Source organism: Dyadobacter chenhuakuii, assembly GCF_023821985.2.
Classification (GTDB): Bacteria; Bacteroidota; Bacteroidia; order Cytophagales; family Spirosomataceae; genus Dyadobacter; species Dyadobacter chenhuakuii.
Genome location: NZ_CP098805.1, coordinates 406,473 through 431,237 on the forward strand (window position 1 = coordinate 406,473; position 24,765 = coordinate 431,237).

The following is a 24,765-nucleotide window of genomic DNA, read 5'->3' on the forward strand; positions in this document are numbered from 1 at the left end:
GGTCTTTGATGAAAAGTGCTTAGCTGAGTTGTTTCAGCCAATACCTTGTTATTTATCAAAAAGAGCCATCGGCTGGAACATCTCTGGCCCAGGGTTTCAACCCTGGTCTTAGATGAAAAGTGCTTAACTAACATGTTCCATCCAACGCCTGGTTTTATCAAAAAGAGCCATCGGCTCGAACATTCTCTGGCCCAGGGTTTCAACCCTGGGATTAGAAGAAAAGCTATTCCTTTGTAATGACATTATCAAGATTCAGCATCACATTGGCTGAGATGGTGAGCGCGGCCAATTCGGGGGTGCGCTCTTTTCCGTAGGCCAGGATGCTGTCTGCTTCTACTGGTTTTTTCTTGTAGGCATCCAGGGCCTGTTTGTACACTTTTACGAGCACATTCAGGTTTTTTTGTTCAATGTTCTGGAATGTGAGCATGCGGTAACCTTCTTTTAATTGCTGTTCAGGCGTTTTTCCACGCTGCTGCATCCGGGTTGCCAGCTTTTCGGCTGCTTCCAGATAAACCGGGTCATTCAATGTAACCAGTGCCTGCAAAGGTGTATTGGTCAAAATCCTCCGCGACTGACAAAATTCCCGGCTCGGCGCATCGAATGTGACCATCGAAGGGTAGGGGGCCGTCCGCTTCCAGTAAGTGTAAACTCCCCGGCGGTAACGGTCTTCTCCTTCACTTAAAACCCACTTTTCACCGCTGTAAGGCGATTGCCAGATCTTATCCGGCTGAGGAGGCATGACACCCGGCCCATACATTTTATCCGAGATCAAACCGCTGCATGCCAGCGCCTGGTCGCGAACCTGCTCGGCGCTAAGCCTCACGCGCGGGCCACGCGATATCCAGATGTTGTACGGGTCTTTTTCGAGTTTGTTCTCGTCCGTTTTGGAGCTCTGGCGGTAAGTGGATGACATTACGATCGTTTTCAGCATCTTTTTAATGCTCCATTTGTCTTCCTCCATAAACTTGACAGCCAGCCAGTCCAGCAGCTCGGGATGTGTGGGCTCGGCTCCCTGGGAACCGAAGTCTTCCACTGTTTCCACAATTCCTTTTCCAAACAACTGCTCCCAGAACCGGTTTACGATCACGCGGGAGGTCAATGCATTATCGCGGCTTACGATCCATTTGGCCAGGCCTACGCGGTCTCTTGGCGCATCTTTGGGCATAGGAGCCAGGAGTTTGGGTACGTCGGGTTTTACTTCTGCACCTTTTACCATCCAGTTCCCCCTTACAAAGACATTTGTTTTTCGTGCAAAATCACCCTTTCCTTCCCAGATTACAGGCATACTCTCGGTTTGGCGCGTCAACACGGTGGCATAGTCGGCCACAATGTTGTTGTATTCGGGTTTGTCCTGGCCGGGTAATGCTTTCTGGAACGACATCCAGGTGATGCGCACCCATTCTTCTGGATTTTTAGGACTTTTTAAGGATAGGAAAATGTCGTGTTTTCCAGGCATTTTTGTCAGTGGTGCAATGATTACCGAGTCCCTGGCGGGCACCCTGATCTGGGAGATTACGGGTCCATCCAGCTTGTCCAGATGCAGGGAAAGAACAGCGTTCTGGGCTTTGGTTGACACGTTCATAACCACATTGTCGGCCTCGGAAAGATCCACCTGCGCAATCCTTGCATTCCCATTGTTTTTTACACCATAATAAGAAATCAGCAGGACCGTGGACTGGTTGCCTTTGACAAAATTATGTGCATTGATTTTAGGCTCCATCACTTTCATAAACTGCGTAACCTGAGGCAGCTGCTCCGGTTTATTTTGCCTGATCCAGCTTTTGACACGCTCCACGCGGACAGAATCTTCGCCCTTATAAAAACGCATCTTAGGCCATTCGTCCCAAACATCTTCGTCGCGGGTATTATTGAAAAACGCCATGTATTTGTAATAATCCTCGTGCGGAATGGGGTCATAAGGGTGGCTGTGACATTGTATACAAGCAAATGTGGTTCCCTGCCAAACCTCCCAGGTTGTGTTCACGCGGTCGATCTGGGCGGCGGTCCGGAACTCTTCATCGTCGGTCCCGCCTTCGTTGTTGGTCATAGTGTTGCGGTGATAGCCCGTGGCGATCATGTTCTCTTCCAGCGGAAAGCCGTCTTTGTCTTTTTGTAACAGATCACCCGCCAGCTGCTCAATGGTAAACTGGTCAAATGGCTTGTCCTCATTGAAAGATTTGACCACATAATCGCGGTAACGCCACATGGTCCTGCCGCCATCACTTTCATAGCCTTTTGTATCCGCATAACGTGCCAGATCCATCCACATAGACGTCCATCGCTCTCCGTATGCGGGTGATTTGAGCAGTCGATCGACCACTTTTCCGTAGGCGTTTTCAGATTTATCATTGATAAAATCAGCGACTTGCTTCTCAGTAGGCGGCAGCCCTGTCAAGTCCAGACTGACACGGCGGATCAATGTTGCCCGGTCCGCTTCGGCAGACACATGGAGTCCCTTATCCTTTAATTTTTCCAGAACAAAATGGTCAATTTCGTTCGTAGCCCACTTTTTCTCTTCATTATCAAACAAGCCAAACAGGTTACTAAAACCATTCAGCGAAGGCACATCGGGTTTTTCAATTTTTTTATAAGACCAATGCGTTTCCCACTTGGCTCCCTGGTTGATCCATTTTTTCAGAATATCAATTTCTTCTTCCTTTAATGGCGTGCCGTTTTTGGGCATTTTTTCATCGGGATCATCGCTTAATATGCGGCGTATCATTTCGCTGGCGTCCGCGTCGCCGCGCACCACGGGGATCTTGCCCGATTTGCCCGGTTCGAGCATTTCGTGTTCAAACAGGAAGCTTACATCGCCTGCTTTTTTTACGCCCCCGTGGCAGCCCATGCAATGTTTATTCAGAATAGGCTTCACCTCGGTGTTGTAATCCACCGAGGAAGGGGCTAGCGAGCCTGAAAGCCAGAAAAAGGAAGATACGGCAATGATGAGAATCCCAGCGCCGATAAATATTCTGTTACTCAGCATCCTTCAATCTTTTTGTTAAAAAAAATCAATTGCCTATGACTACTGCCAGGTCGCATTCTGCTTCCCATTTGGGTTGCCCAGCAACGCTATCAACGGCAGAGGTAAAACATAGTCTTTTGCCTTAGCTACCCGGTCAACATGGTATTTTTTGGGCAAAATGTTTTATTAATTAACAAGATAATCAATTGGACCGCCGGATTTACTCTTCCGGCGGAGTTCCGGATGCTTGAAGAAACTCTATCATAAGCGAAAAGGGCCAATCCCGAAGAACTGACCCATTTTCTTAACGTTGAGTATATACATCCAATTATAAGCATTGTTTATAAACAGGATGTTTCGTCCTAAGCAGACGTCAATCTTTTCTTATTATAACAATATCCAATTTATTTTGCGGTAAAGGAGCAGTTACAAAACAAGAGAAATCAGGTTTGGATCAGTTGGGAACGAACTTGGTAACCATGTTATTTTTTGGTTCGAGGGTTCTCAGATAGGCATACATCGCCCTCAAATCTTTTTCTTCAATGCCCGAATACATTGCCCAGGGCATCACGGTGTTCATATCTTTCGGGCCTACTTTGGGGGTTACGTAATTCGAGTCCTTGTAAATTTTGAAGCGCTTCACAAAGGCTTCCTCACTCCACGAACCGATCCCGGTTTTAACGTCTGGTGAGATATTTTGAGAAGTGACGGTTCCGGATGGCAGTTTAAATTCCTGTCCTCCTCCAAATTCACTGCCTGGCACAATGTTGCCTTTTTCCCGCTTGCTATGGCAATCCACGCAGGATGCGGATGTTACCAGATATTCGCCTGTTGCCAGAATATTATCTTCGGAAGGACGTTTGCCCGGCGCTGCCTTTGCTGGCATTGTATTGATTAAAATTGAAACCGGAAAGTCGGGCTCGGAGGCCGGAATGTCCTTTTTAACGGGACTCAACGTCCGCAAATATGCGATAATGCTATGTACATCTTCGGGGGCCATTTTGCCATAGGCGTGATAAGGCATAACCGGAAACAATGCTTTCCCATCTTTATTAACGCCTGTTGTAATTGCCCGGAAAAGTTCGCCGTCGGTCCAGCTTCCTATGCCGTAGGGTGTGATGTTTTTGGAAATAAATTTGCCGGGGAAACCCAGTTTCTGGTCGAAGATCTCGCCGCCGCTACCCATATCCACACCTGTAATCGGACCAGCAAACAGGTTCCAGTCGCGGGTGCTGTGGCAGTCCATGCAGACAGTGACATGATTGGCGAGATACTTGCCGCGTTCTACTCTGGCGGGCGTTCTTTCAACTGTAAGTTCCGGCGCATCGCCGACATTGGGAAGTGCTAATGTAACATAGGAAGCAGCCGCAACAGCCACTACAACAAAAAGAAGAATGATGATTCCGATAACTTTGAAAAGTTTTTTCATAGGGTCCGATCAGGGTTTTACAAATTGCAAAAGTAAAAAAACCGGACACTTTACTACCAGCTAAGAGGTTCACTCTGAGTTCTTTTTGGCGGAACTTATTAAACGGTCGGTGTGGGGGGATGGAAGAGGTGGCCATGCCACGGATGCACGAATGGACACTAATCGCATTTGTGCCCATTCGTGCATCCGTGGCACTACAAAGAAGTCAATTACTTGATAATCTGATCAATAAGCAGCTGATAATGTGCTTGCTGGCCGGAGGCGGAAAGCCAGTCGCGGACAATGAATTTGAAAAACAGCATCGGCGGCTCATGATTGTCAATAGCAGCCTGGAAATAAACCAGGGCCTCGCTTACATTGCCGATGGAAGCATTTACAATGCCCATATCATAATTGGAAACCACCTGGGTTTTGCTCAGCGAGGTCATTTGGGTGAGGATATCGCGGGCACTTTCGGTTTCATCAGACAATCCGAACAACACACCGCATGCACTGAGCGTAATGCCATTATAATTGATTTCCAAAGCCGTTTCCAGCGCTTCCTGTGCTTCCGGATAGTTTCTAAGCGTGATCAGATTAAGGCCAATGATCAGGTGGCCGCCCCAGAATGAAGGTTCCAGAGCCACCAGCTTCTGTCCCTGTTCAACGGCTTTTTCGAAATTTCCTGCAATCCAATAAACATACGCTGCGTAAAAATTATTGATCAGTGAAAAGGGTTCGAGGGATAATGCCAGCGCCGTTTTTTCCAGCGCCTCCTCATAACGATCGCTCAGTGCGAGATAGAGCGCGTACTGCCCGATAAGGTCGGCCGCGTTCCAGTTCAGTTCCAATGCTTTGGCAAAAGAGGCGGATGCGCTTTTGAAATCCCACTCATGCAGCATTTGCATCCTCGCTATGGCAAGATAACTTTCCGCAATGCCGTCGTCGAGCGCAAGCGCCTGCTCGGCTGCATGCTTCATCAGCGGCAGCGCCTTAGCCGCGGGAAGATGCCGGTAAAACCACATATTAAGATAACACGACGCAATGCCGGAGTAAGCGATCGAGTAGGTGGGGTCCAGTTCAATGGCTGACTCAAAATAGCCGATGGCTTTCTGGTATGCGTCCGGCCCGGCAAATTTGTTATGGTAAAAACGGCCGCGCAGATAGAGCTGGTAAGCCGCTTTATTGTTGGTGTATCGTTTGAATGTGCTGATGGGTTCATCACCCAGAAGCTGGACTTTGATCGCATTCATGATGGCCAGTGTGATTTCGTCCTGAACCTCGAAAATGTCGTCCAAGTCACGGTCATAATGCTCAGACCAAATGCTGGCCACGTCCGCAGCACGGATAAGCTGCACATTGATCAGCAATTTTTCGCCCGAATTCCGGATGCTTCCTTCCAGAATGTGCTCTACGTTGAGCTGTTCGCCAATGTGTTTCAGATCCTGGTTCTGACCCTTAAAAATGAAAGACGAAGTCCTTCCCGCAACCTGTAAGCCTGGAACGCGGCTTAATACATTGATGATCTCTTCGGTAACCCCGTCGCTGAAATACTCCTCTTCGGGATCGTAGCTCAGGTTTGCAAACGGTAATACGGCAATGGTTGGTTTCATGGCTTGATAAGTTTGAATATTCAGTATTTTACTTGCAACTATCTTATGCAACATTGTGTCTGAAAGAAAAACGGCAAAACCAAATGGCTGCACTATGAAAAATCTTTTACGTCTATGCCTGCTTGTTATCATCGTCGCCTCGTGCATCACAGATAGCAATGATCCTTCCGAGCGATTTCCTTTCGACGGCACAGGTTACCGGCCCATGTACAGCTCCGCCGAAGATGCGGCCAGGATAGAGGTTGTCGCAGCGCAGCCTTTGTCAAAACCAGGGAAGATATATGTGCTCGACGATTATCTGTTCATTAATGAATCCGGCCATGGCATTCACGTTGTCGATAATTCGGATCCTAAAAACCCGAAGAACATCTCCTTCATTTCCATTGCCGGAAATTACGACATGGCAGCGAAAGGGACGTTTCTATATGCGGATAATCTCACAAATCTGGTCGTTTTCGACATTAGCAATCCAAAATCACCCAAGCTTACCAAGACAATTCCCAACGCTGTTCCGGGGACTGACTATCCGCCTGTCAGCAATGTATATTTTGAATGCGTAGAAAGTAAAAAAGGCATTGTGACAGGTTGGGAAAAAGTGCCGATGGCAAAAAGGCCCAATTGCTTCCGGTAAGCAACATTGAAATATCCGAATATTCAAGTGAAAGGCAGAAAACGAAAAGTTAACCATGAAAAAAATTGCTCCATTTTTATTTGCAGGACTCGCTATTCTTGGATTAGTGCTGATCCTGACCGGCTGCGAGGATGGCGGGAACGATTCCGCATTGAACCCGCAAACAGGCTCCGGCGGTTCGATGGCGCGGTTCGCGATAACAGGAAATACGTTGTACATCGTTACTAAGCAATCGCTCGAAGTGTATGACATTGAAAATGGGGCGAATCCGGTCAAAGCGGTAAAAAAGGATATGGGCGTTGGAATAGAAACCATATTTCCCTACCGCGACAACCTTTATATAGGAGCCATGGACGGCATGTATATTTTCAACAACACCGATCCACGGAACCCCGTGTTAGAGAGCAAATTTCAGCATATCCAATCATGCGATCCGGTGGTGGTGCAGGGAAAATACGCGTATGTAACATTGCGCAGCGGTGTTACTTGCCGGGCACAAAATTCAGTCAGCTCGCTTGACGTCGTGGATGTGAGTGACCCGTCCGCGCCGAAAATGGTCCACACACAGCGAATGACCTCGCCTTACGGCCTGGGTGTCTCGGGAAACAGATTGTTTGTGTGCGAGGGAAGCGTCGGGCTGACCGTGCTGGATATCACCGATCCTACCAAGCCGGTTTTTAAAGAGACAATGGGAGATCTGCCAGCTTACGATATCATTGTCAGGAATAAGCATTTGATTGTTACTGGCGAAAAAGGCCTTTTCCAATACAAGCACGACAATGCGGACAATATCGAATTTTTAAGCAAAATCCCTGTCCTATGATGTTATTTCTAGCTGTTTTTGTGGGTTGCTGCTTGTCGGGACTCGCTTCTTTTGGTCAGATAGATGCAGAAACGGCCCAAAAGCATGTGATCGTAAAATTTGCGCCCTTATCACTTTTTGATTTTGATAATGCAGTTCAATTCGGCGTCGAAGTTCCGTTGGGCACCACAGGGATGTCTCTACAGCAGGATTTAGGCTACGGCCCTGCCGCAATGAACACGTGGTACAGCCAGGGAGTTGACCGGCCCAATAAGGAAGTCTTCAAAAGCAGGACGCAGCTGCGTTATTATTACCTGACGAGGCGCCGCATGAAACCCTACATAGCTGGTGAACTGCTATTGAAAAAAGTGATTTACAGGGATAATAAATGGGTTGGAATGGAATGTGACCAGCCCTGGGGCAATTGTGGTTACGTTGAAAATACACTTGTAAAAACCAGGCGCATGGTGCATGCCGGTCATGTTAAAGCCGGCATGCAGTTCTATTTCAGCAGCCGGATAGCGCTTGATCTTTTCGCAGGATTAGGCTTCCGCAACATCCGCGTGCGAACCATCACCGACCTCCCCGACAACACCAGAATCCCCCGCTCCGACCGCTGGTTCGAATACGACACACCCAACGAAAGTGAGTTCCTACCCAGCCTGGCCCTGGGCTTTCATTTCGGGATCATTCTGGGGAAGTTTGAGGATTAAATCTTAACCTGCAATGTCACATAATAACCTCTTCCGTCTGAGGGGAGGATGCCGGGGCCGGGGTAGCCGGTGGCGCGGCGGGTGAAGTACATTTCATTGGTGAGGTTGTTGATGCTGGTTTCTAGTTTCAGGCGCTTCCACTCGTAGGAGAGGCTGAGATCCATGATCTTGTATGCTGGAATAATGCCCACCACGGACGAAACGCCTCCTTCAACGGCATTGGTCGCTTCCGAAAACTGGTCGGTCAGATGCGTTAGCTGGAAGGAACCTTTCAGCTTTTTGAATCCAACTCTCAGACCGGTCTTTAAATTTACTTTTGGAACAAATTCAACTTCATTGCCCTGAACACCAGGAATTTCGCTGTTTTTATATTCCGATTTTATGAAAGCAATGTTGGCAAAGAGCACAGTGCTCCAATCCTTTTCTTCCGGGTTTGCCAGTTTGAAAAAATCAGCTTCTGCATACGATTCAACACCCGTAATAATGGCCTGGCCAACATTGCTGCGCAGCCTGAGAACCCGGTTGCTTTCGTCATAAAACTGCACTTCTCCGATCCGGTTGTTATAGTTGAGGTAAAAAAGGCTGACGTCGTAATTGAAAAATGCAGTCTGATGGCTTCGGAAACCGAGGTCGATGCTGTAACCTTTCTCGTCTTTCAGGTTCGGATCGATCACGGAGGAGGGATTTGAAATGCGCATGTCACTGAATGTGATCGAGCGGTAGTTTTGCGAAATATTTCCGTAAACCTCCACATTTGAATGTGGCTTATAGCTGACACCGACACCTGCCAGCACAAACTGTCGCCCGTTTTTACGATTTTCCTCCGTGCGTGTAATGTTGATAATGTTGCCCGCCAGATCGCGTGAAATGTTGCCATAGAAGCCATCTGCCGTTGTTTTTATATACTCAAACCTTACACCCGGCGTAATGGAGAGCCGGTCGGAGAGATAAAAAATGTTCTCTGCAAACAGCGATACATTCCTGTTTGGAAAGCGGTAATCGTAAGTAATGAAGCGCTCCGGCTCGACGAAATTGAAATCAGCATCCTTGGCACTGGTCCCTACGCCCTGCAAACTGTGATTATAGCCATGATAGAAACGCCCGCCAACGAGCAGTACAGACAGTTTTTTGGCTACAAAATACCTTTTCAGATAACGCGCCTCAGCGCCCCAGTTCGTAAAATTACCTTTGATCAAATCGCGCTCGCTATTGTCATCGATCGTCGCGACGCGGTTCGGCCTGAAACCCAGTGAATAGCGGTGTGCCGAAAGTCCGAAGAGCCTTACATTGAAATCACTGGTTTCACTTAATTTCTGGTCAAAATGCAGGGCGAGCATGTTCCAGCCAACCTGGAACCAGTTTCTTTCACGGTTGGTCTGCCTTGGATCTTGCAGAAACATCGCATCAGAAAGGCCGCCCGGCTGCTTTGCAAGATAATCCATGTGCGTGACATCAATGCCAATGCTGGTTTTATCCGAAATCTTATAGTCGATATCTGCATATGCTGTTTTATTCTGAAAATGCGAATTCTCCCGCCAGCCGTCGGCTTTTTTGTATTGAAAAAAAGTGTAGTAACTCAGCTTTCCCACCGTGCCGCTGGCGCTGGTGAATGTGTTATAAAAGCCAAAAGACCCGACGCTTTGCCGGGCAGTGATTTCCAGTTTTTTGTCTGCCACAGGCTTGCGCATCACAAAATTGATCAACCCGCCGAATTGTGTGCCATATTGCAGCGATGCCGCTCCGCGAACAATTTGAATCCGTCCCACGGCCTCGATAGGAGGGGTGTAATAACTTTCAGGGTAACCCAGCGCATCGGCGCTGATGTCGTGGCCATTCTGGCGAACATTAAAGTTGGAAGTCCGGTTGGGATCCAGGCCGCGGCCACCAATGCTCAGCTGTAATCCGCCCCCGTCATTTTCCCAGATATTAAGACCTGCAACCCGTGAATAAACTTGCCGCGCATTGTTGGTAGAAAGGTTGGCAACGAGTTGATCGGGCGTGATAACCTCGGATTTTTTGCCTTCGTAAATGCCCATATTTTCAACTCCGCGAAGGCGCGAGAAACCGAAATCCGTTGCTTTTTCGGTCACGGTCAGTTCCTTTAAATTCTGGTCGCTGGAAATGCCGGAAGTAGCGGCAGCACTGTCCGGTTTTGGCGTTTTTTTGTCGGAAGTGCGCGATTGCGCATGGGCGACACATGAAAGGGCCAGTAAAAAAATGATAATGTTAAAGCCCTTTGATCTCATCATTGAAAGGAATAATCCAGGATTTGTGTTGGAAAGAATCTGTTTGTTTGGCCAGGTCCACCGCCGGATCGATCATCGGCTTGCCTATTCTGCCATTGAGCGCCACATAGGAATCCACATAGACCTGTGGCGTTTCGAAACCCGCCGCCGCGTAATGGTCGCGCAGCATGTGTGCGTATTGCAGGATCATATCAGGCTGGGTGGACATCATTTTTTCCTGCAAGCGCGTCAGGAAGTCGTTATTATTGACGATTTGTTTCTTGCCTGAGGCGTCGGTGACCGTGAATTGCGTGTAACCGGCTTTTTCCATCAGCATAACCCGCCAGGAAAACCGGTAACCTTCCTCCGTCCAGAAAAGCTCATCGGAATACATCAGATAACGGAACGGAAAGGTGATTTGGAATATAAAAAACAGTGCAAAAACGGTCAGTAGTAAGGGTTTGGCAATGCCTAAAACAATGTACGAGCGCTTTGGCCTGATAAATCGGATCGGCAGATTTAAAGCAAAACTAATAGCGTCGATGATTTTCTGGTGCATTTCTCCCGGAAAAAAAACGAACGCAGTCACGATCATAATGTATGGAAACATGCCGATCGGAAACAGAATGGCCGTTAATAAGTGAAAAATGATCACGGAAATGAATGCATAGGGACGCGTTTTTTTGTTCCAAAGCAAAAATCCAATGCTCAGATCGTAAACGCAGCCAGCCCAGCTGAACAGGTAGGGTGTCCATTTGTAATTAAATAGACCACCGATCACGGGCAGATCATTCTGCGCAGGAAGCCAGATTTTCAATGGTAATGCGTGTAAAAGCCAGTCGCTGTTGAGCTTTGCCAGTCCTGCGTAAAAATAAATGATGCACACCAGCAGCCGGATGCTGTCTATGCACCAGCTGGGCAGCTGGTCGACCAGTAACTTTTTGTTTCGGTAAGCGTCAAAAGAAAATGATGCGTGTGCAGGCAGGAAAATCAGCATAAAACTTACCATACTTACAAAATAGTAGTGGTTCAGGTAAGTGCTTTTGTCCATCAGCTCAATGTAAGTGAAAGTTAGGAAGAGCATAATGGCCGATAACCTGTAAAACAACCCGGCAGCAACCAGCAGGGAAGCCACGGCGCAAATCCCGAATAAAACATAAGTCCATTCTCCCAGCGGCCGGATGAATTCGAAGCCGAAAAAGGGAAAATGGAATTTTGGTAAAATATAAAGGTCGCTGATCCAGCCTTTTGCCCAAAAACGGCAAATGCTCAAAAAGAGCATAATGCCGAAAATGACCCGGAATAAGGCCAGCGTTGCAGCCGGAGAATATCGGTTGAAATATGCCCGCATGACTGATGCGTTTAGTCGCCGTCGTTATCGGTGTAGGTGATGGTAATGCTCATTGCCGAGGTCATGTCCACTTTCAGCATACGAACTGCCTTTTGCATTTCGGTATAAGTGTCCTTCATTACCTGATTATTGGTTTTTACCTCTTCGTATAAGTTCGGTTTCAAAGCATTAAGCTTGGATTTGCTTGCATCAAATTGTGCATTAAGCAGCTCGGTAAGGGGTTTGCCTGTGCCGCTGTCTTTGGCACCTAATGCATCCAGATAAGTTTTCAGAGACGGCCCGGTTCCGTCGGCTTTTACACTTTTTCCATTGAAAAAATCGACATAAGCCTGGTGCGCTGTTTTGGCTAGTGCCAGGGAAATATCTTTTTTATAGAATGCTTCCACTTTTTCAGGCGCGGCAATGCCATTGAGCATGGCTCCCGAAGGAATTCCAAACTTCCCGGAACGAATATAACGCTCGTAATGAAGTACATAACCATTGACCAGCAAGGAAGTTGAAGAGCCAATATCGAGTCCTGTTTTGGTAACGAATGTTTCTTTATACGCACCTTTCCATTCACTGGAAACTTTATCGAGAATGCTGTCCATGCGATCGGTAACGCGCTTGATGTAAGCGAGTTTGGCGGCGGCACCGGGCGCTGTTGTGTATTGGGCAACAATGGCCGCGTCGGTTGCGCCGAGGCCGTTGATCAGATAATCAAGCGCAGGAAATCCCTGGCGGGGGTAGGAATCCGGTGTTTCCAGGCTGGCAGCCGGATTTGCGATGTTTGCGCCGATGCCTTGTTCGCTGGCTGGGTAAATGTTAAAGAAATTGCGGATCGTATGCTTTTCTCCCGGTCCGAAATCAAAGAGCTCGACCTTTTGCCATTCTGTGTAGGCGTCGGCCCATGCTGCGCGGAAATCTGTAAGCGTGGCGGCGTCCGGTTTGGCGATGAATGCATTGGACTTGGTTACCATGGCATCAAACTTGCCCTGGAAATTGTCGTATGAAGGAATGATAATGTTGTCGGCAAGATGCGTAAGCATGGCTTTGCGGTCCTTCCCATCCTCAACTGGTTCGGGCTCGGTTTTTTCCTTTGAATCGGAACAGCCCAGGAAGAACACGGTCAGCAAAATGGGCAGATATTTTTTCATTGTCATGAGTAGTCAGGTTTTAAACAACAAATGGTGGATCGACAGCAAAGCCGTCAATCCACCCTCAAAACAGGTCAAGACCTGAATTTTATAACTTGAACTTTGCCGTTATCGCATCCGAAGCAGCATTGATCTTGTCGTTGGTAAGGTCCCAGAATCCATTCGGAGAGCCCATCAAGCCTAGCAACAATGCGTCAGAAAAAGCAGCGTCCGCACCATTGATCTTGCAGTAACGCAGGGAGTAAATGAAACCAAGTCCTTCGCCGATGGCATGTGCGCGGGCAGCGTCCGTTGTTCCGCTTTTCCATTTGCCCAGGTAACCCAGTGCAGCAGAAGCGATCGCTTTTTCCATTTCCGTTCTGATAAATGTTGCCTGCGTTTTCACCTCGGCGTTATCCATGTTCACGATTGCCGCGCGGCCTTTCACAAATGCAGGATGGATTTTAGCATAACTTGCTTTATTGTATTCCCAAATATACGAACCGATAAAAGACTCGTTGGAAGTTCTCGCAGCGTCTGTTGCTCCGGCCAGATATACCGGGTTCAAAGTAAGCAGTCCATATGCCTCGTCCCAGTTGTGTTCCAAAGCCGTATATTTTTTACCCGAAACCAATGAAATATTGTCGACATCCAAACCTTTGTCCAACAGCACATTACCAATGTAATCCATTTGCAAAGCACCGATCAGGCCTTTTTGAATGATTTGTCCGTGCTCAATTCCTTTTGAATCAACAAGATATGTTCCAAGTTTACCTGCAACACCTTTCGCCGCAGGCACCTTTACCGATTTGCTTGCTGCTTCCAGGGCGGCAAAACTGGTTTCCAGGTGCGCACGCGCAGCATCTGCTTCTGCGGCAGTTTTTGAAGAAGCTGTAACATCCCGCAACTGCACACCCGAAGCATTCAGGTCCGCGCCTTTAATATTAATAGTTGATGTGCTGATATCCGTGAACGGGTTACCTGTATTCGCATACATATTTTTCATCACAGCCGCAGTTACCTGTGTGCTGTCCCGCACTGCCGAGCCCAGGTAATAATTTAGCGCCTGGAACATTTTGTAACGCGCATTCCCGGACGTCAGATCGACGGTAGTATCGCCTTTGGTGTCAACAAAAAGGCTTTTGTAAGGTGTTGTAGGGGTGATTTTTGCGTAATCAATTTTGGTGCGAAGCTCCGGGCCCGGGCTTGGATCGATAGGCCTTTCTTCATCGTCTGAACAGGAGGATAACCCCGCGACCAGCATGGACGCAAACAATACATTGCGTAAGTTGAAATGTTGTAGCATTCTTTTCAAATAGTTGTTTTGTCAGGAAATGTGAGAGGTTGCTTATTTAGACTAATCATAAGCGGGGGCAAACATATGCATTATTTAGAATCAGAACAAATTACTTAAAGGAGATTATAGATTAAGTCTGCTATGGACTAACAAAAAAAAACACTTACCGCTGACTTCAAGTTCGTTAGCCTGAAATCCTGGTAAGTGTCTTAATCAAATTTTAATGTCCGTAGCGAGTCAGTGCTAACTCAACTTCCGCTTTCTGCTTTCTTTTTGCTGTTGAATTTCTTCTCGGCGGTTTTGGCTTTTTCAAAATCCAGCACCACGCCGTTGATACAATAACGAAGTCCGGTAGGAGGCGGGCCATCCTCGAAAACGTGTCCCAAATGCGATTTGCATTTGCCGCACATTACCTCCGTGCGACGCATGCCGTGGGAGTTGTCTGCCGCTTCCAAAATGGAGGTTTTGCTGATCGGCTCGAAGAAGCTCGGCCAGCCGCATCCGCTTTCGTATTTGGCATTACTTTTAAATAGTGCATTGCCGCAAACGGCGCAATAGAATGTGCCTACCTCTTTGGAATGTTCGTATTCACTGGTAAATGGTCGCTCGGTTCCTTTCAGGCGCGCTACTTCGTAAACTTCCGGCGAAAGGACCTTTTTCCACTCTTCGTTGCTTTTATTAACCGCAACGGAATCCTTCCTGGAATATGCGGGTGTTTTTTTCTGCTCTTTCTGTGCCGGGGAAGATTGTCCGTAACAGCTTTGCAGCATTAATGCGAACATGCCTGCAAGCAGGAATGCGATTGGCTTCTTCATGCTGTTTATCATTTTGATGTTTTCTTAATATACGATATGCCGGCGCAAATAGTTGGACGCGGGACTATTTTAACTAACAATATCGGGCAAGAAAAGATTTAAATAAAGGCAGACAGATCCCGCACGCCAAGCTTTCTGGAAGTCGTAAACCCTTCTCCGAAAGTCACACCGATCGCGTGGCCCATTTCCCGGGCGCGGGCGATCACAAATTCGAGGAAATCAGGGGAGGAAATGTAGCTCTGCGGCTCGTCGCTGTTATAGGAAGGCACGAAAAACTGGCTTTCGAATGCACGGATCGCTTCTACTTTTTTGTCATGGACATGGGTTATGTCAACGATAAAATCGGGCGTAATGTAGCGGTCCTGTACGGTGTGGAAAACCTGCCTGGGCCGCCATGCTTCCTGCTCATTGCCTTGTTCATCAAACGTCTTCACCATCCGCAGACCGGAGTAAAAGCAACTGTCCGAAACGAGCTGTCCGGCACGGCCGTGATCCGGATGCCTGTCCGTAACAGCATTGGTAATAACGATATCGGGCTGATATTTACGGATGTATGGGATGATCGCTTTCTGATGTGCTTCGTTATTGGCAAAAAATCCATCGGCTAAACCTACATTATCACGTACGGCAATGTTCATGATAGCCGCCGCATTTTTAGCTTCCTGAATCCTGCCTTCGGGCGTCCCGCGCGTGCCGAGCTCGCCGCGTGTGAGGTCTACAATCCCGACTTTTTTTCCCAATGCAATCTGCGACAGCAATGTTCCGGCACAACAAAGTTCGACATCGTCAGGGTGAGCTGTGATGGCAAGGATATCTAGTTTCATAATATGGATGTTATTTGATGCGAAGTTTCTGCCCGATTCTCAAAGTAGAGCGGGTAGAAATACGGTTTTTTCTGGCAACGGATGAAATGCTGACACCATACCGACCTGCTATGGAAGACAATGTCTCACCCGAGCGCACTTTATGCAAAATAGAGCGGGTGTACGCTACGGGAGCATCGCCCGATGCAAACTCGCTTTTGTTCGATTTACCCCTTAAATGGCTCCATACATTGCTCGTCAGCAAGAAATGGTCAGACTTGATAGCTTTGTTTTCCCAGTCAAAAATATTTCTCGGGTCGAATGGATTCCCTTCGTAGCGGTTTTCATAATGTAAATGGGATCCCGTACTGCGGCCGGTATTTCCTCCCAAGCCGATCACTTCGCCAGCTTTTACGATTTGCCCCGATTCAACAAGTTGTTTGGATAAATGCCCGTAAAGTGTTTCGAGACCATTATAATGTCTTACAACAACAAAACGACCGTATCCGCTGCCGTCGAAGGCAACAATGCGGACCATTCCGTCATAGGTCGAGCGCACTGTATCGCCCGTTTCCAGGTCCAGATCGCTTCCATTATGCCATCTTCCCCAGCGGTAGCCGAAGTTGGAAGTAGGCTTGGTGTCGATCATGGGTGTGGCCCACATTCTGTTTACTGCGGGATCGTATAATGTAATGTCAACAGGTTCGTCGAATTCCAGCGGGCTGAGTCCGTAGGGGTTAATGGTGCGTGCATCCCAGATTACGTAATATTCAGCGGATTTTACCCATTCATCTGCAACTAGCAGGGAATCAACAACTTCTACAACTTCGGTTTCTCCTTCGTCCAGGGTGGTTGTGTCCTCGCTTACGACGGGGTTGAGCGGCTTTACCGGCTCGAACTGGCTTTGGAATCTGAGATTGGAGGTTTCTACCTGGTATTCGTCTTCGGGCTGCGGTGTGCTTATCCTAGTAGGTCCTTCGTTGGCATTGTTTCCGGACTGATTGATTTTGGGATTTCTTTTGAATTTTCCTCGCTCTTGCGCTTGCGTGTTCCAGGAGATCAAACACACGGTCATTAGCAAACTTACAATAAGCTTTACTTTCATAGGTATAAAAAAATCAGATCAGACTACATTGCTTGCTAAAACATGACAATGTAGCCTGATTCAAATTAGGGGTTGGGCAAATTATTTATGCTGTTTCCTCAATGATGGTTTCTACTTCAAGTTCCATTAGAAATCTCTCGGCGTCCAACGCGGCCATACATCCGGTTCCGGCAGCAGTGATGGCTTGTCTGTAAACATTATCCTGCGCATCACCACAAGCGAATACACCTTTAATGTTGGTGCAAGCACTTCCTTTTATAGTCTGAATGTAGCCGGTTTCGTCCATGTTCAGATATCCTTTGAAAATATCCGTGTTAGGCTTATGTCCGATCGCTACAAAGAAACCGGTTGCCTGCAATAGTTGCTCCTCGCCCGTTTTATTATTTTTTACCAAAACAGATTCAAGTCCTTCTTCTCCGTTCAGCTTTACCGTTTCCGTATTCCAGAGAATTTCAATGTTCGGCAACATTTCTACGCGTTTCTGCATGATCTTGGAAGCACGCATTTCATCGCGACGAACCAGCAGATACACTTTACGGGCCAATTTGGCAAGATAACTTGCTTCCTCGGCAGCTGTATCACCGGCGCCCACGACTACCACATCCTGTCCTCGGAAAAAGAAACCATCACAAACCGCACAGGCAGAAACGCCGCGGCCGTTCAGGCGCTCTTCGTCAGGAAGCCCCAGCCATTTGGCAGAAGCACCGGTTGAAACAATCACTGAATCGGCTTCGATCTCGTGCTTGTTGTCAATAGTCACTTTGAGCGGATGTGTTGTAAAATCAACTGCCGTAGCCAATCCGTAACGGATATCTGTTCCGAAGCGTTTGGCTTGTTTTTCGAAATTGACCATCATTTCAGGACCGGTAATCCCATCCGGATAGCCCGGATAATTATCAACTTCCGTGGTAATGGTCAGCTGGCCGCCTGGTTGCGCGCCTTGGTAAAGTACAGGATTCAACCCTGCTCTGGATGCATATATAGCGGCTGTATATCCGGCAGGACCGGAGCCAATGATTAAGCAGGATACTTTCTCGGGTGTCATATTATATGGATACTAAATGTTAACGACGAATGTTTACGAACTAAGTTGTACTCGTCTATTACAACATTGGCAGATCGACAAAAGTGCAAAATTTCGATTCTTTATGCAAATTCAATTAGAGGATCCTCCACTCGATTCTGCGGTTCTTCTGGCGGTTTTCCTGGGAGTCATTTGCGGCAACAGGCTGCGTCTCCCCATAACCTTTGAATGTGATCCGGTCTGCGACAATCCCCGACTGTTGCAGATATTGCTGAACGGATTGCGCCCTTCGCCTTGATAATTCCATATTTTCCGTGTCGGAACCTACATCGTCGGTATGACCGGAAATTTCAATTTTTACAGTTTTGTTTTTATTCAAAAAGTCAACCATTTTCCCAAGCTCGACTTTCGATTTTTCATCGAGGCTGTATTCACCTGTTTTGAAAAATATATTATTGAGCACTTCCGCCCGGTCTTTTTCAATGGCCTCCAAAGGAATGTCCAGGTCAACAAAGGATGTGGAATCATTCACTGTAAATGACAGGCTTTTAAAAAGATAACCCTGTTTGGATACATAAAAAGCATATTCGCCTCCGCTGTTGAGCACGGCCAGGAAAGAACCCGTTTTGCCATCCGACGAGAATTCGCCGACTTTTTGTTGTGTTTTAAGATCAAAAAGGTCGATAGCGGAAGCCAGCGGCGTATTTGTCTTTTTATCAAACACTTTTCCCTTCGCATAGCGTGTAGGCACGATCATATTCTTCACCTCTTGGGGCAAATTGAATGTATAAAGCAGCGAGCGGCCTTTTCCTTCCGAACCATCGTCTGTATAGTAAGCTTTCTGCCCGTCCGAAGCGATAAAAAGTCCCACCTGGTCGGCTATGGTGTTAATAGGGTAACCAATGTTCCTGGATTGCGACCATACAGTGTCCGTGCGCTGTGAGATAAAGATGTCAAAACCGCCCATGCCAGGAAAGCCGTTTGAGGCATAAAAAAGCGTTCTGCCGTTGGCGTGAATGAATGGTGCATTTTCTTCATCGGGCGTATTAATGTGTGACCCAAGGTTTTTTGGCGCCGCCCATTTGCCTTTATCATCAAGTTTGGTAACCCAGATATCGCGCTTGCCCTGTCCGCCCTTACGGTCCGAAGCAAAGTACAACAGGTGGCCGTCGGCCGATAGAGATGGCTGCGATTCCCAGTCGCGTGTATTGATTTCCTGACCCAGATTTAGCGGCGCACTCCAATCCTTGCCTTCTTTGCGTGAAATGTATAGATCGCAGCTTCCATAACCATCCGGCCGGTTGCAGGCCGTGAAAACCAATGTTCGTCCGTCCGCCGACACAGTGCAAGTGCCTTCGTTATTGGTTGTGTTAATGGACTTGGAAATTTCCTCGGGCACGTCCCATTTACCATTGATACGATGCGTGGTGTAAATGTTTTCGTCACGGTTCTCCGTCAGGCCGGTGAAAATCAATGTTTCATCATCCGCCGTCATAACAGGGAAATACTGCGTGTTCAGGAAGTTGACCGTGTCGCCCAGGGACTGTTTCTGAATGCTTAAAGGATTTTTGATCGCCTCCCGGGCAAATTTGGAAGATGCTATTGATTTTTCCGCAAGCCGGGCGAGGCTCGATTTTGCGGGAAACAATGGCAATGCTCTCTCGTAGTAGACCTGCGCCGAATCGTAATGCTGCGCTTCAAAATGATAGCGTCCAAACCATTGCAACGCTGCCGCCGTCTGCGGCGCCGTTGGTCTGAGCTGAATGGCTTTTGCGTAATATTTTTTGGTGAGATCCGGGTTGCGTTGCAGCTCGTAGATCTGCGCAAGCCTCAGGTTGGTGTCATAACTGTTGGGTTCCTGTTCCAGGACTTTTTCAAAAAGCGCAATGGCATCGGGCAGCTTTCTTGCCTGCCAGGCTTGCTGCGCTTTTTCATAGGTTTCCCGGGCTTTCCGGGACAATGTTGCATCCTGTGCATGCGTGTAATTTGAAATAAACAGACAGGAGAAGAGCAAAAATATAGCGGCGCGGTGCATTAGGGAATGTTCATATACTTGTGGGTTTGTAACGACATTTTCCATTTGGGATTGTCTTTGATATATTCAATTATCAAAGGCAGCATCACCTCATGCTTACTCCATTCGGGCTGTAAGAGCAGCGTGCATTCGTCGGAGACAAGTGCAGCATGTGACTCCGCAAATTCAAAATCACTTTTGTTGTAAATGATCGCTTTGAGCTCGTTGGCGTTTTTATAAATGTCGGGGTGTGGTGTTTTAAATTTTTTGGGAGAAAAACACACCCAATCCCAATGTCCTGTGAACGGATATACGCCGGATGTTTCAATGTTGGTTTTAAAACCTGCGTCTTGCAGCTGGCCCGTCAGCTCGTCGAGGTTATACATTAAAGGTTCGCCTCCAGTGATCACAGCCAGGCGGCCGGGATACTGCAACGCGCCGTCGACAATGTTGTTAATGTTATATTTCGGATGCAGGTCCGCATTCCAGGATTCTTTCACGTCGCACCAGTGACAGCCCACTTCGCAGCCGCCTAGGCGGATAAAGTAAGCAGCCCGACCACTATGCTGGCCTTCACCCTGCAAGGTGTAAAAGGCCTCCATAACCGGAAGCTGGTGGGTAACGATGGGCAATGTTTCAGTCAGCACAATTCAAAAAAGGGAGATGTTCAAAAGAATGTAACAACCAATCCGGTCGAAAAATGCCCAAAGGTACGAAATTCAAAGTGCTAATAGTCTATCAAACCAGATCAATTAGTCGCATATTTGCAGTATGAATGCAATGCCAATCCACCAGCAAGAAGTTATTTGTGCGCTCGCAACTCCCTCAGGCGTAGGCGCTATTGCCGTGATCCGCGTCTCCGGGCTTGGGTCTATTTCCATGGTAAAATCCATTTTTAAGGGAAAAAACCTGGAAGAAGCCGAAACCCACACCGTACATTTCGGAACAATCCAGGCAGCCGGGGAAATCATCGACGAAGTCCTCGTGACCGTCTTCAAAACGCCCAGATCTTTTACCAAAGAAGATTCGATAGAGATTTCCTGTCACGGCTCCGACTACATTATCAGGCAAATATTGAAACTCCTCATTTCAAAAGGAGCAAGGATCGCCAAGCCCGGCGAGTTCACACAGCGCGCATTCCTGAACGGCCAATTTGACCTAGTCCAAGCCGAAGCCGTAGCTGATCTCATCGCAGCCGATTCGCAAGCCAGCCACAAAACCGCATTAAACCAGCTAAGAGGCGGCTTTTCCAAAAAACTCGCATCATTACGCACCGAACTCATCCACTTCGCATCCTTAATCGAGCTCGAACTTGATTTCGGTGAAGAAGACGTCGAATTCGCCCAGCGCGATGATCTGCGCCGCCTTATTGAAGCATTACTAAGCACAATTGCGCCTTTGATCGAGTCGTTCGATTTCGGTAATGCGTTAAAAGAAGGCGTCCCGGTGGCCATTATCGGCTCGCCCAATGTCGGCAAATCCACATTGCTGAATGCTTTACTAAACGAAGAAAAAGCCATCGTAACCAGCATCGCCGGCACGACCCGCGATGTCATCGAAGACACCATTGTCCTCGATGGCCTGAAATTCCGCTTCATCGACACCGCCGGCATCCGCGAAACCACCGACCTTGTGGAATCCATTGGCATTGAAAGATCGAAAAATGCGATGGAGAAGGCAGATATCGTGATCTTCCTTTTCGACAGTTTGGAAACCTTGGAGGAAAACCAGCAACTCGGGGCATTACTGCCCGACGGAAAACAGGTTTTGTATGTGTTGAACAAGATTGATATTGGAGAAATAGCGGCTGAAAGTTTAGGCGCGCTGCAAGAGAATGTTATTTCAATTTCTGCAAAATCCCAAACCGGACTATCTCAGCTGACCAATAAATTGGTTTCAATGGTTTACGGCCAATCGGCCAGCGATACTGTGGTAACGAATTTGCGTCACTACGAACATTTGGTGAAAACACATGATGCTTTGAATGATGTTTTGAATGGGTTGGAAACGGGGGTTACCGGGGATTTTCTGGCGCAGGATATTCGGTTGTCGCTGTTTCATTTGGGGGAGATTACTGGGACTATTGTTACGGATGACTTATTAGAAAACATCTTTTCCCGCTTCTGTATCGGCAAGTAGGTAGGCTAAATAAAGTAAGCAATCTTCTATCAAACAACAAGATATGGACGAGCAGGATATTCGTTGGAAACAGCGGTTTGAAAATTATAAAAAAGCACTTGCGAAATTAGGTGAAGCTGTTCATCTGGATACGCAACGTGCGTTAAGTGAACTTGAAAGGCAAGGCGTTATACAGGCGTTTGAATTTACGCATGAATTGGCCTGGAAGGTGATGCAGGATTTTTTTATTTATCAGGGCAACTCGGAGATAAAAGGTTCGAGGGATGCAACACGCCAGGCATTTAGTGTTGATCTGATCATGGACGGCGATAACTGGATGGAAATGATCAAGAATAGAAATCTTACCAGCCATACTTATAACGAAGAAATATCCGAACAGATTTATAAAAACATTGTCGGTGATTTTTATCCTCTGTTTTTAGCATTTCAAGAAAAGATGGAATCCATAATAGCCAAAAAAGAATAATGTACGGCCTGTCAGAAAAAACAATTATCGCAGTTCAAAATGTTTTCCGAAAGTATCCGAACGTAGAAAAAGTAATCCTCTACGGATCGCGCGCAAAAGGAAACTTCCGCAACGGCTCCGACATTGATTTAGTGCTAGTAGGAGACAAACTTACTTTAACTGATCAATTCAGAATTGAAACAGAACTGGATGATTTACTGCTTCCTTACAGGATAGATTTGGCACTTTACCATCAAATTGAGAATGAGGATCTTGTTGGTCATATTGATCGAATGGGGATGGTTTTTTTTGAAAATGTGACCGTCAAGGGAGCTTGAATTTGATTCCGCCGGTTCGGTGATTCAGCCCGGTACAACAATGACCGCCGGATGGCTCGCAAATACATCCATGACCAAATCAAAATAAGTCTTTCCTTCCGAGGTTTCCAGCGCTTTTAATTTTTCTGAAAACAGCGCTTTGTTGAAAGGTGAGCCGGGGCGTAGTTTTTCCAGGTAATACCGCCTGGTTTCTTCATAACCCAACGATAGCCGACTAATTTCCATATCCAGCCAGATGAGCTCTAATGCTGTGGCGCCCTTGGCAGCTCCAAATCCTCGGTATAGAAGATCATCCAGGGCATCCAGGCTTTCTGCAATTTGCCATTCTTCGTCAGCCATAAAAAGCCGGTTGATCTCCGTATAAAAGGACGCAATCCCCTGAATTGAGCTGCCCTGAATTGTTAATTGCATTTCTATCCGTTATTGATATGGTAAGGCGAACATTGCAAATTTATAGCGTAGGGTGCAGTTTACAATGTGCCTTGATTGTATTTTGTTATGAGAACGATAAGCATTACCGAATCAACAATATCTGGTTCAATAATTTGTTAACAAAAACCGGCAGCAAGGACGCTGCTGGTCTTTTCCACTTTACAAATGAGCAAATACATTTCAACAATCGGACTTTTGGTCCTTTCTAATGTCTTCATGACACTGGCCTGGTATGGGCACCTCAAATTCTTCAATAAGGACGGTGGTCATAGCTCCACACCATTGTGGACGATCATACTTCTGAGCTGGGGCCTGGCATTTTTTGAATACTGCTTCCAGGTTCCGGCGAATCGCATCGGCTCTTCCGAAACCGGAGGCCCGTTTACATTGGTGCAGCTGAAAATTATTCAGGAGGTGATTACCCTGATCGTTTTTATGATCTTCTCGGTAACGTTTTTTAAAAATACGCAATTCACCTACAACCACCTGATCGGCTTCGCATTACTGGTGGGAGCGGTTTATTTTATTTTCAAGGCGTGAGGGTTTCCCCAGCATTGCTTAAACAGCAGCGTTTCAGAGGTTAAGCCCTGCAGGAATATGTCCCAACATTGAAACTTATTTTCTTTACCGATCGTTCGGTATAATAAAGAGTAGACAATGGCACATTCAAAAATTAACGCTGATATTGTTGTTGAAAAGCTGATGCAAGTATTCCGGTCGATAGGCTATGATGGGGCGAGTTTGGCCGAGTTGGCTTCTGCAACGGGGCTGAAAAAGGCAAGCTTATACCATCGGTTTCCGGACGGCAAGGTGGGTATGGCGAATGCTGTGCTTGATTATGGTTCCGAGTGGACGGATGAACATATATTCAGCGTCCTGCATGCATCCGAACCGGCCACGGAACGTCTGAATGCTGTGTTGGATGCTATTTCACGGCTTTATGATGGTGGTCAGTCGGCGTGCATTCTCCGGGCGATGTCACAGGGAACCGCCGTAGATATTTTTAAGGATCGGGTGGCTGGTATGATGCAGCAATGGATAGATGCATTTGCGCACCTTGCGTCGGACCTGGGCCATGATTCCAATGCTGCTGAAAAGCTAGGCAAATCAGCCCTCATTAAAATTCAGGGCTCGCTCATTGTAGCTCAGACTTTACAGCAACCATCGTATTTCCAGGAAGCACTTAATGACATTAGAAGAGATTTTATCAGATAGCGTTAGGGCCGACAAGTTAGACTGCCATTTGATAACCCTTCCTTCGGTAATATCGTCAGCAGTTTTGAAATAAAATTACTTTAAACTTTTACTACAATGGAAACAACAGATGTCTTTGAATATACCTCATTCGTGAATGAAGAATGTGGCGATACGATGTGGAATGAAGAAAATTTGAACCCACCAAAAAACAGCGCTAAAAAGGATGTTTCTGTGGGAAATATAAAAACAGAAAACAAGGATATTCAGCATCCCTCTGAGGATAAATCCGTTAACTGACTATGGTAGGATTGGGGTTACATTAAAAACAAATCAGAT

General features: G+C 47.1%; 23 protein-coding genes. 9 read left to right on the forward strand and 14 right to left on the reverse strand.

The window, feature by feature from the left end; all coding sequences use genetic code 11:
• Nucleotides 1–223: 223 nt before the first annotated feature.
• The 3 genes from NFI80_RS01715 to NFI80_RS01725 all read right to left on the reverse strand — a co-directional run bounded on the left by NFI80_RS01715 (nt 224) and on the right by NFI80_RS01725 (nt 5,983).
• Nucleotides 224–2,983: a DUF1553 domain-containing protein gene (locus NFI80_RS01715; protein ID WP_235164498.1), complete on the reverse strand. Its 2,760-nt coding sequence runs from the start codon at nt 2,981–2,983 to the stop codon at nt 224–226.
• Nucleotides 2,984–3,416: 433 nt separating this feature from the next.
• Entirely contained in the window at nt 3,417–4,391 is a 975-nt protein-coding gene (locus NFI80_RS01720) for a c-type cytochrome (RefSeq protein ID WP_235164499.1), read from the reverse strand.
• Nucleotides 4,392–4,600: 209 nt separating this feature from the next.
• Nucleotides 4,601–5,983 carry an AraC family transcriptional regulator gene (locus tag NFI80_RS01725; RefSeq protein WP_235164500.1) on the reverse strand — a complete coding sequence of 461 codons (1,383 nt, stop codon included), beginning with the start codon at nt 5,981–5,983 and terminating at the stop codon, nt 4,601–4,603.
• Nucleotides 5,984–6,077: 94 nt separating this feature from the next.
• On the opposite strand from NFI80_RS01725, the gene NFI80_RS01730 reads away from it, so the two are divergent.
• The 3 genes from NFI80_RS01730 to NFI80_RS01740 are packed head-to-tail and all read left to right on the forward strand — an operon-like array spanning nt 6,078 to nt 8,129.
• Nucleotides 6,078–6,614: an LVIVD repeat-containing protein gene (locus tag NFI80_RS01730; RefSeq protein ID WP_235164501.1), complete on the forward strand. Its 537-nt coding sequence runs from the start codon at nt 6,078–6,080 to the stop codon at nt 6,612–6,614.
• A gap of 55 nt (nt 6,615–6,669) precedes the next feature.
• Entirely contained in the window at nt 6,670–7,437 is a 768-nt protein-coding gene (locus tag NFI80_RS01735; RefSeq protein ID WP_235164502.1) for an LVIVD repeat-containing protein, read from the forward strand.
• Nucleotides 7,434–8,129: a hypothetical protein gene (locus NFI80_RS01740; RefSeq protein WP_235164503.1), complete on the forward strand. Its 696-nt coding sequence runs from the start codon at nt 7,434–7,436 to the stop codon at nt 8,127–8,129. The genes NFI80_RS01735 and NFI80_RS01740 overlap by 4 nt, the downstream gene beginning before the upstream one ends.
• Here NFI80_RS01740 and NFI80_RS01745 read toward each other — a convergent pair.
• The 10 genes from NFI80_RS01745 to NFI80_RS01790 form a co-directional block, all read right to left on the reverse strand.
• Nucleotides 8,126–10,378, reverse strand: a complete 2,253-nt coding sequence (locus tag NFI80_RS01745) for a TonB-dependent receptor family protein (RefSeq protein ID WP_235164504.1) — start codon at nt 10,376–10,378, stop codon at nt 8,126–8,128. The two genes, NFI80_RS01740 and NFI80_RS01745, sit on opposite strands and share 4 nt — an antisense overlap.
• Nucleotides 10,356–11,705 (reverse strand): HTTM domain-containing protein, encoded by a 1,350-nt coding sequence (locus NFI80_RS01750; protein WP_235164505.1) that lies wholly within the window; start codon nt 11,703–11,705, stop codon nt 10,356–10,358. The genes NFI80_RS01745 and NFI80_RS01750 overlap by 23 nt, the downstream gene beginning before the upstream one ends.
• Nucleotides 11,706–11,716: 11 nt before the next feature.
• Complete coding sequence (locus NFI80_RS01755) at nt 11,717–12,847, reverse strand: imelysin family protein (protein WP_235164506.1); 1,131 nt, start codon at nt 12,845–12,847, stop codon at nt 11,717–11,719.
• 82 nt (nt 12,848–12,929) lie between these two features.
• Nucleotides 12,930–14,126, reverse strand: coding sequence for a DUF4856 domain-containing protein (locus NFI80_RS01760; protein WP_235164507.1), 1,197 nt, complete (start codon nt 14,124–14,126; stop codon nt 12,930–12,932).
• Between the two features lie 239 nt (nt 14,127–14,365).
• Nucleotides 14,366–14,932 (reverse strand): peptide-methionine (R)-S-oxide reductase MsrB, encoded by a 567-nt coding sequence (gene msrB, locus NFI80_RS01765; RefSeq protein ID WP_233796531.1) that lies wholly within the window; start codon nt 14,930–14,932, stop codon nt 14,366–14,368.
• A 98-nt stretch (nt 14,933–15,030) separates the two neighbouring features.
• Nucleotides 15,031–15,756 carry a bacillithiol biosynthesis deacetylase BshB1 gene (gene bshB1, locus NFI80_RS01770; protein ID WP_233796530.1) on the reverse strand — a complete coding sequence of 242 codons (726 nt, stop codon included), beginning with the start codon at nt 15,754–15,756 and terminating at the stop codon, nt 15,031–15,033.
• 10 nt (nt 15,757–15,766) lie between these two features.
• Nucleotides 15,767–16,840, reverse strand: a complete 1,074-nt coding sequence (locus NFI80_RS01775; RefSeq protein ID WP_235159893.1) for a M23 family metallopeptidase — start codon at nt 16,838–16,840, stop codon at nt 15,767–15,769.
• 85 nt (nt 16,841–16,925) lie between these two features.
• A complete protein-coding gene (trxB, locus tag NFI80_RS01780) occupies nt 16,926–17,885 on the reverse strand; it encodes a thioredoxin-disulfide reductase (protein WP_233796528.1) in 960 nt (319 codons plus the stop codon).
• A gap of 115 nt (nt 17,886–18,000) precedes the next feature.
• A complete protein-coding gene (locus tag NFI80_RS01785) occupies nt 18,001–19,944 on the reverse strand; it encodes an OmpA family protein (RefSeq protein WP_235164508.1) in 1,944 nt (647 codons plus the stop codon).
• Nucleotides 19,899–20,480 carry a 7-carboxy-7-deazaguanine synthase QueE gene (locus NFI80_RS01790; protein ID WP_235164558.1) on the reverse strand — a complete coding sequence of 194 codons (582 nt, stop codon included), beginning with the start codon at nt 20,478–20,480 and terminating at the stop codon, nt 19,899–19,901. Before NFI80_RS01790 ends, NFI80_RS01785 begins: the two co-directional genes overlap by 46 nt.
• Nucleotides 20,481–20,649: 169 nt before the next feature.
• On the opposite strand from NFI80_RS01790, the gene mnmE reads away from it, so the two are divergent.
• The 3 genes from mnmE to NFI80_RS01805 are packed head-to-tail and all read left to right on the forward strand — an operon-like array spanning nt 20,650 to nt 22,800.
• Nucleotides 20,650–22,017 carry a tRNA uridine-5-carboxymethylaminomethyl(34) synthesis GTPase MnmE gene (gene mnmE, locus NFI80_RS01795; protein WP_235164509.1) on the forward strand — a complete coding sequence of 456 codons (1,368 nt, stop codon included), beginning with the start codon at nt 20,650–20,652 and terminating at the stop codon, nt 22,015–22,017.
• Between the two features lie 43 nt (nt 22,018–22,060).
• Nucleotides 22,061–22,483, forward strand: coding sequence for a nucleotidyltransferase substrate binding protein (locus NFI80_RS01800; protein ID WP_235164510.1), 423 nt, complete (start codon nt 22,061–22,063; stop codon nt 22,481–22,483).
• The gene (locus NFI80_RS01805) at nt 22,483–22,800 is read left to right on the forward strand and encodes a nucleotidyltransferase domain-containing protein (protein WP_235164511.1); all 318 of its coding nucleotides are present in this window, start codon (nt 22,483–22,485) and stop codon (nt 22,798–22,800) included. The genes NFI80_RS01800 and NFI80_RS01805 overlap by 1 nt, the downstream gene beginning before the upstream one ends.
• Nucleotides 22,801–22,824: 24 nt before the next feature.
• On the opposite strand, the gene NFI80_RS01810 is transcribed toward NFI80_RS01805, so the two are convergent.
• Entirely contained in the window at nt 22,825–23,211 is a 387-nt protein-coding gene (locus NFI80_RS01810) for a barstar family protein (protein WP_235164512.1), read from the reverse strand.
• A gap of 186 nt (nt 23,212–23,397) precedes the next feature.
• Here NFI80_RS01810 and NFI80_RS01815 point away from each other — a divergent pair, with 186 nt between their 5' ends.
• From NFI80_RS01815 to NFI80_RS01825, 3 genes are all read left to right on the forward strand, one after another.
• Entirely contained in the window at nt 23,398–23,772 is a 375-nt protein-coding gene (locus NFI80_RS01815) for a DMT family protein (protein WP_235159898.1), read from the forward strand.
• 117 nt (nt 23,773–23,889) lie between these two features.
• Nucleotides 23,890–24,447: a TetR/AcrR family transcriptional regulator gene (locus tag NFI80_RS01820; protein WP_235164513.1), complete on the forward strand. Its 558-nt coding sequence runs from the start codon at nt 23,890–23,892 to the stop codon at nt 24,445–24,447.
• A gap of 96 nt (nt 24,448–24,543) precedes the next feature.
• Entirely contained in the window at nt 24,544–24,726 is a 183-nt protein-coding gene (locus NFI80_RS01825) for a hypothetical protein (RefSeq protein WP_235164514.1), read from the forward strand.
• Nucleotides 24,727–24,765: the final 39 nt, after the last annotated feature.